The organism is Alphaproteobacteria bacterium, from assembly GCA_019695395.1.
Classification (GTDB): domain Bacteria; phylum Pseudomonadota; class Alphaproteobacteria; order JAEUKQ01; family JAIBAD01; genus JAIBAD01.
Map to the genome: position 1 here is coordinate 1 of JAIBAD010000060.1, position 7257 is coordinate 7257.

Annotated in this window: 9 protein-coding genes; all 9 read left to right on the forward strand. The window is 36.4% G+C overall.

The window, feature by feature from the left end; genetic code table 11:
• The coding region (locus K1X44_08515; GenBank protein ID MBX7147333.1) for an NADH-quinone oxidoreductase subunit D at positions 1-519 on the forward strand (519 nt) is incomplete at its 5' end.
• Positions 520-523: 4 nt separating this feature from the next.
• Positions 524-1072 (forward strand): NADH-quinone oxidoreductase subunit NuoE, encoded by a 549-nt coding sequence (gene nuoE, locus K1X44_08520; GenBank protein ID MBX7147334.1) that lies wholly within the window; start codon positions 524-526, stop codon positions 1070-1072.
• A 16-nt stretch (positions 1073-1088) separates the two neighbouring features.
• Positions 1089-2381 (forward strand): NADH-quinone oxidoreductase subunit NuoF, encoded by a 1293-nt coding sequence (gene nuoF, locus K1X44_08525; protein MBX7147335.1) that lies wholly within the window; start codon positions 1089-1091, stop codon positions 2379-2381.
• 15 nt (positions 2382-2396) lie between these two features.
• Positions 2397-4463 carry an NADH-quinone oxidoreductase subunit NuoG gene (nuoG, locus tag K1X44_08530; GenBank protein MBX7147336.1) on the forward strand — a complete coding sequence of 689 codons (2067 nt, stop codon included), beginning with the start codon at positions 2397-2399 and terminating at the stop codon, positions 4461-4463.
• A gap of 6 nt (positions 4464-4469) precedes the next feature.
• Entirely contained in the window at positions 4470-5468 is a 999-nt protein-coding gene (nuoH, locus tag K1X44_08535; protein MBX7147337.1) for an NADH-quinone oxidoreductase subunit NuoH, read from the forward strand.
• Positions 5469-5497: 29 nt separating this feature from the next.
• Positions 5498-5980, forward strand: a complete 483-nt coding sequence (gene nuoI, locus K1X44_08540) for an NADH-quinone oxidoreductase subunit NuoI (GenBank protein MBX7147338.1) — start codon at positions 5498-5500, stop codon at positions 5978-5980.
• Positions 5981-6051: 71 nt separating this feature from the next.
• Positions 6052-6666, forward strand: a complete 615-nt coding sequence (locus K1X44_08545; protein MBX7147339.1) for an NADH-quinone oxidoreductase subunit J — start codon at positions 6052-6054, stop codon at positions 6664-6666.
• Positions 6666-6974 (forward strand): NADH-quinone oxidoreductase subunit NuoK, encoded by a 309-nt coding sequence (gene nuoK / locus K1X44_08550; GenBank protein MBX7147340.1) that lies wholly within the window; start codon positions 6666-6668, stop codon positions 6972-6974. The genes K1X44_08545 and nuoK overlap by 1 nt, the downstream gene beginning before the upstream one ends.
• A 4-nt stretch (positions 6975-6978) precedes the next feature.
• Positions 6979-7200, forward strand: a complete 222-nt coding sequence (locus K1X44_08555) for a hypothetical protein (GenBank protein ID MBX7147341.1) — start codon at positions 6979-6981, stop codon at positions 7198-7200.
• The last annotated feature ends 57 nt before the right edge of the window (positions 7201-7257 follow it).

Here is a 7257-nt window from a genome sequence, read left to right on the forward strand (position 1 = left end):
ATGTTGCGTTCTTCGGGTATGTCTTGGGATCTTCGTAAATCCCAACCCTATATGGTTTATTATAAAATGAATTTTGATATTCCTATTGGTAAAACAGGGGATTGTTATGATCGTTATTTGGTTAGGGTTGAAGAAATGCGTCAATCTTTACGTATTATCAATCAATGTATAAAAGAAATGCCAGATGGACCATTTTGTTCGGATGATAGAAAAATTACCCCACCAAAACGTCAAGCTATGAAGCAATCGATGGAAGCTTTAATTCATCATTTTAAACTTTATACCGAAGGTTTTCATGTACCCGAAGGTGAAGTTTATGCAGCCGTTGAAGCACCAAAAGGGGAATTTGGTGTTTATTTGGTGGCTGATGGGTCAAATAAACCTTATCGTTGCAAGATCAGGGCACCAGGTTTTGCCCATTTACAGGCAATGGATTTTATTTCACGGGGTCATATGCTTGCAGATGCTGTTGCAATTTTGGGGTCGATGGATATAGTTTTCGGAGAGATTGATCGGTAATAAAATGCAGCAAGAAAATTTTGTATTTGATAAAGATAATTTGGCTAAGGCGCAAAATATTATGAAGCGTTATCCTCCTGGCAGGCAGGCTAGTGCGGTTTTACCTTTATTAGATTTGGCGCAAAGGCAAGTAGGTGGATGGTTACCCAAAAATGCTATTAATTATGTCGCACATTTTTTGGATATGCCTGAGATCCGCGTTTATGAGGTTGCAAGTTTTTATACCATGTTTAATTTAAAACCTGTGGGACAACATCATATTCAAATTTGTCGAACAACACCTTGTTGGTTACGGGGATCTGATGATCTTGTAAAAGCATGCCAGGAAAAATTAAATATTGGTCTTGGTGATGTAACTGAAGACAAAAAATTCTCAATGATTGAAGTCGAATGTTTAGGTGGGTGTTGTAACGCCCCTGTTGTTCAAATTAACGATGATTTTTATGAAGATTTAGATGCGGATAGTTTAAAAAATATTTTGGTATCTTTGGAAGAAAATAAACCAGCACCTAAAGGATCACAAAAAGGGCGTCGTGGCTCAGAACCTAAATGAGATTAATGGGTAAAATATGTTAAGCGAACAAAATAAAGTTTTTAAAAATCTTTACGGTCAAGAAGATTGGCATCTTCCTGGCGCTCAAAAACGAGGACACTGGGTTGATACCAAGAATTTTATTGAAAAAGGTTCAGAATTTATTATTGAAGAAATTAAAAAATCTGATTTACGTGGTCGGGGTGGGGCTGGCTTTTCCACAGGACTTAAATGGTCATTTATGCCTAAAGTACAAAATAATGCTGGAAAACCTTCATATCTGGTGGTTAATGCTGATGAATCCGAACCTGGTACGTGCAAAGATCGGGAAATTTTGCGTTATGATCCCCATATGTTATTGGAAGGATGTTTGCTTGCAAGCTGTGCGATGAATGTCCATACATGTTATATATATATAAGGGGTGAATTTTATCATGAAGCCCAGCATCTGCAAGAAGCTATTGATGAAGCTTATGCAGCTGGATGTCTTGGTCCTAATGCATGTGGATCAAATTATGCCTTGGATATTTATCTTCATCGCGGGGCAGGTGCTTATATATGTGGGGAAGAAACTGCTTTATTAGAAAGTTTGGAAGGTAAAAAAGGACAACCCAGATTAAAGCCACCATTTCCAGCAGCTGTTGGGCTATATGGATGTCCAACTACTATTAATAATGTTGAAACTATTGCTGTTGTCCCCACTATATTAAAACGGGGAGCAGCGTGGTGGAATGGTTTAGGTAAACCCAAAAATACAGGCACAAAAATTTTTTCCATTTCTGGCCACGTGAATAGCCCATGCAATGTTGAAGAAGAAATGGGTATTCCTTTGCGCGAATTAATTGAACGTTATGCTGGTGGTGTCAGGGGTGGATGGGATAATTTATTGGCTGTGATTCCTGGTGGATCATCTGTTCCACTTATCCCTAAAGAAATATGTGATACCATATTAATGGATTTTGATAGTTTACGTGCGGTGGGATCTGGTTTGGGTACAGCTGCTGTTATTGTTATGGATAAATCAACCGATATTGTTGAAGCCATTACAAGACTATCCCATTTTTATATGCATGAAAGTTGTGGCCAATGCACACCATGTCGTGAGGGTACAGGGTGGATGTGGCGTGTTATGAAAAGATTAAATAAAGGTATAGCTAAAATTGAAGAAATAGATTTGTTATATGATGTAACCAAACAAATAGAAGGCCATACCATTTGTGCCTTAGGTGATGCGGCAGCGTGGCCAATTCAAGGATTAATAAAACATTTTAGACCAGAATTAGAAAGACGTATTCGTGATAATAATAATATTTCTCCTATTGCAGCTTAAGGAAAGTTTAAGATTATGCCAAAATTAAATATTGATGGCATCGAGCTTGAAGTTCAAGCCAACACAACTGTTTTACAGGCGTGTGAAACTTTGGGTATTGAAATACCTAGATTTTGTTATCATGAACGTTTATCAATTGCCGGCAATTGCCGTATGTGTTTGGTTGAAATGGAAAAATCACCCAAACCAATTGCGTCATGTGCTATGCCTGTGGCTGATGGTATGGTTATTAAAACCCAATCTGATCTTGTTAAAAAAGCACGTAAAGGGGTGATGGAATTTCTTCTGATTAATCATCCTTTGGATTGTCCCATTTGTGATCAAGGTGGGGAATGTGATCTTCAAGATCAAGCCATGGCATATGGATTTGATCGCAGCCGATATCATGAAAATAAACGTGCTGTTCGTGACAAAGATTTTGGTCCATTAATTAAAACATCAATGACACGTTGTATCCATTGTACACGATGCGTCAGATTCGCAACAGAGATTGCCGGTGCAGAAGAATTAGGTGCGGTGGGTAGAGGCGAACATCTTGAAATTAATACCTATTTAGAAAAGGCAATTGCATCAGAACTTTCAGGTAATTTAATTGATTTGTGCCCTGTTGGTGCTTTGACATCAAAACCTTATGCCTTTGTTGCCAGACCATGGGAATTAAAAAAGACAGAAACGATTGATGTTTTAGATGCGGTTGGGAGCAATATTCGTGTTGATACAAGAGGACGCCAAGTTTTAAGGATATTACCCAAAATTAATGAAGATATTAATGAAGAATGGATTTCAGATAAAACCCGTTTTGCGTGTGATGGGTTGCTTCAACAACGTCTTGATCGGCCCTATGTAAGACGTCATGGAAAATTAGAAGAAACATCTTGGACTGATGCTTTAAAAATAGTTGCTAGTAAAATGCGGAATAGCAAACCCCATCGTATTGCTGCAATTGCTGGGGATTTGGTTGATGTTGAATCGATGTTTGTATTAAAAGATTTAATGACCAGACTGGAAAGTCCCCATTATGATTGCAGGCAATATGGTGAAGCGATTAATCATCTTGATCGGGCAAGCTATTTATTTAATACAACAATTGCAGGAATTGAAGAGGCAGATTTATGTTTGCTTATTGGGGTTAACCCAAGATGGGAAGCTGCCCTTATTAACGCAAGATTACGTAAGCGTTTTTTACAAGGCAATTTTACAATTGGATCATTGGGACCAAAAACGGATTTAACATATCCAATTCATGATTTGGGTAACAACCCAAGAACGCTTATAGATATTGCTTTAGGTAATCATGACTTTACACGCGTGTTGGACCAAGCCAAAAAACCAATGGTGATTGTAGGATCACATGTGTTAACTAGACCTGATGTTATTGAAATAAAGGATGTCATTTATACAATTGTTCAAAAATTTAATTTTATTCAAAATGATTGGAATGGGTTTAATCTTTTACATCGCGCGGCAGGTAGGGTAGGTGGTTTGGATATAGGTTTTGTCCCACCATCAGATGGAAAAAATGTTCCAGAAATTTTGGCAGCTACAGCAAAAGGTGATATGGATGTCATTTATCTTTTAGGGGCCGATGAAATTGATACAAAATTACTAGGAAACAGCTTTGTTATTTATCAAGGTCATCATGGTGACAAGGGTGCACATCGTGCCGATGTTATTTTACCTGGTGCTGCTTATACAGAAAAAAAAGCAACCTATGTTAATTTGGAAGGACGCATTCAACATACCAGTATGGCTGCTTTCCCCCCAGGTGATGCCAAAGAAGATTGGAAAATTTTACGTGCTTTGGCCGAACAATTAAATTTTAATTTGCCCTATATTGATTATATGGAATTATATGAACGTTTAACCATAAAATATCCAAATTTTTCTACGTCTCATGAATTGGTACGTGCAGAATGGTATAATAAAGAACGTTCTATTACAGAAAAGATAGCTATATCTGATAAACCTTTTGTTTTGCCAATTAATAATTTCTATATGACGGATCCAATTACCAGAGCATCACCCACCATGGCAAAATGTTCGCAAACTTTTAACCAATTACCAATAGAAGAGAAAATATAAATGTTTATGGGTTCAGAATTTTGGGAATATAGTTGGCCTGCTATTCTGACAGCACTTTACATTGTTGGAATTATTATCGTTCTGCTTTTATGTGTGGCTTACCTTACCTATGCAGAAAGAAAAGTTATGGCAGTGATGCAACTTAGAAAAGGTCCTAATGTAGTGGGACCGCTTGGATTATTGCAACCTATTGCAGATGGGCTTAAACTTTTAACGAAAGAAACCATTATCCCAAGTGGGGCTAACCGATTTATTTTTGTTGTTGCTCCTATGATTACCTTCATCTTAAGTTTAGTTGCTTGGGTGGTTATTCCTTTTGATCAAGGTATCGTTCTTGCCAATATTAATGTGGGTATTCTCTATCTTTTTGCTATCTCATCCCTTGGTGTTTATGGAATTGTTATGGCAGGGTGGGCAAGTAATTCAAAATATCCTTTTCTAGGGGCGTTACGTTCTGCAGCCCAAATGATTTCTTATGAAGTATCTATGGGCCTTATTATCATTAGCGTTTTGTTATCAGCCGGTTCCCTTAATCTTAGCACTATTATTGAAGCTCAAAAAACTGTTTGGTTTTTTATTCCACATTTTCCGATGTTTATTATATTTTTTGTTTCTGTATTAGCTGAAACAAACCGGGCGCCATTTGATTTACCCGAAGCTGAAGCAGAACTTGTTGCGGGTTATTTTTCAGAATATTCCGCGATGACATTTGGTATGTTTTTTTTAGGTGAATATGCCAATATGATTTTAATGAGCACGATGACCAGCATTTTGTTTCTTGGTGGATGGCTTCCTCCTTTTGCTATTTTTCCTTTTACTCTAATACCGGGTCCAATTTGGCTATTTTTAAAAATTGCTTTTGTGCTTTTTGTTTTTATTTGGGTAAGAGCGGCTTTTCCAAGATACCGTTATGATCAACTTATGCGATTAGGATGGAAAGTTTTTTTACCTTTGTCATTACTTTGGGTTGTTTTAACTTCAGCTTTTATTACCTATGTTTTATAATAAATTGAACTTGTTAATTAAGGATATGAATTTTGTTTAGATCTTTGCGATCATTACTTTTATGGGAATTAATATCTGGGCTTTTTGTAACCTTTACCTATGCTTTTAAACCCAAAGCCACGCTTAATTACCCTTATGAAAAGGGATCTTTAAGTCCAAGATTTCGTGGGGAACATGCGCTTCGTCGTTACCCAAATGGGGAAGAGCGTTGTATTGCATGTAAACTTTGCGAAGCTATTTGCCCAGCCCAGGCTATTACCATAGAAGCAGAACCTAGAGATGATGGCAGCAGGCGTACCACCCGATATGATATAGATATGACCAAATGTATTTATTGTGGTCTATGTCAAGAAGCATGTCCTGTTGACGCTATAGTCGAGGGACCAAATTTTGAATTTGCAACAGAAACAAGAGAAGAGCTTATTTATAATAAAGAAAAACTTTTGGCGAATGGAGACCGTTGGGAAGTTCAACTTGCGGCTAATCTTGAAGAAGACGCACCATATAGATAAATTAAAAATGTGGGGATAATAATGGTATTACTATTTTGTTTCATTACCCTTATGGATAGGATAATGGAATTATGATTACAGCTATAGCTTTTTATTTGTTTTCTTCCTTAACAATCTTATCGGGATTGATGGTTATAACTTCCCGTAACCCTGTTTATTCTGTTTTATTTCTTATTGTTGCTTTTTTTAATTCGGCTGCCCTTTTTATTTTATTAGGGGCAGAATTTTTGGCAATGACTTTGGTTATTGTGTATGTGGGTGCTGTTGCAGTTTTATTTCTTTTTGTTGTGATGATGTTAGATATAAATTTTGCTGAATTAAAACAGGGCATATCAAAATATACGTTAATTGGATTAGTTATCGGGACGATTTTATTTTTAGAAATAATTTTCATTGTCGGCACGGGAATTAATTCTCTTCAAGATAAAAAGCCGCTTAATTTAGCCCATCCTATAGAAGATAAAATTCAAAACACTAAAGCTTTGGGTGATATTATTTATACAGATTATTTAATTGTGTTTCAAACAGCAGGGGTTATTCTTTTAGTTGCTATGATTGGGGCTATTACTTTAACCTTGCGCCATAGATTGGATGTTAAACATCAATCAATTGCTAGACAAACAAGCCGCAAGGTTAAAGAAACAATTAACATTATTGATGTTGGTATTGGAAAAGGTGTGGAATGATGATTATAACGCTAACACATTATATTATTGTAGCAACAATACTTTTTACGCTCGGGGTTTTTGGTATTTTTTTGAACAGAAAAAATGTTATTACAATTTTAATGTCGATTGAATTAATTTTGCTTGCCGTCAATATTAATTTTGTTGCGTTTTCTTCTTACTTACAAGATTTGGTGGGTCAAGTTTTTGCTATGTTTATTTTAACAATAGCAGCAGCGGAAGCTGCTATTGGGCTAGCAATCCTTGTTGTTTATTTCCGTAACCGTGGGTCAATTGCGGTTGAAGATATTAATAGTATGAAGGGATAAAATAATGGGAATAGCTATTGTTTTTCTTCCCTTATTAGGTGCATTAATTGCGGGATTAGGTGGTAAAATAATTGGTGATAGAATAAGCCAGCTTATCACAACTTTATTTATGCTTATTTGTGCAGGATTATCTTGGTTTATCTTTTTTGACATTGCGCATCATCATCAAAATTATACGCAAAATCTTTTGACCTGGATCCAATCAGGATCATATGAAATTATGTAGACATTGCGTTATGACATTTGGACAGCCGTTATGCTGTTTATCGTATCAACTGTATCA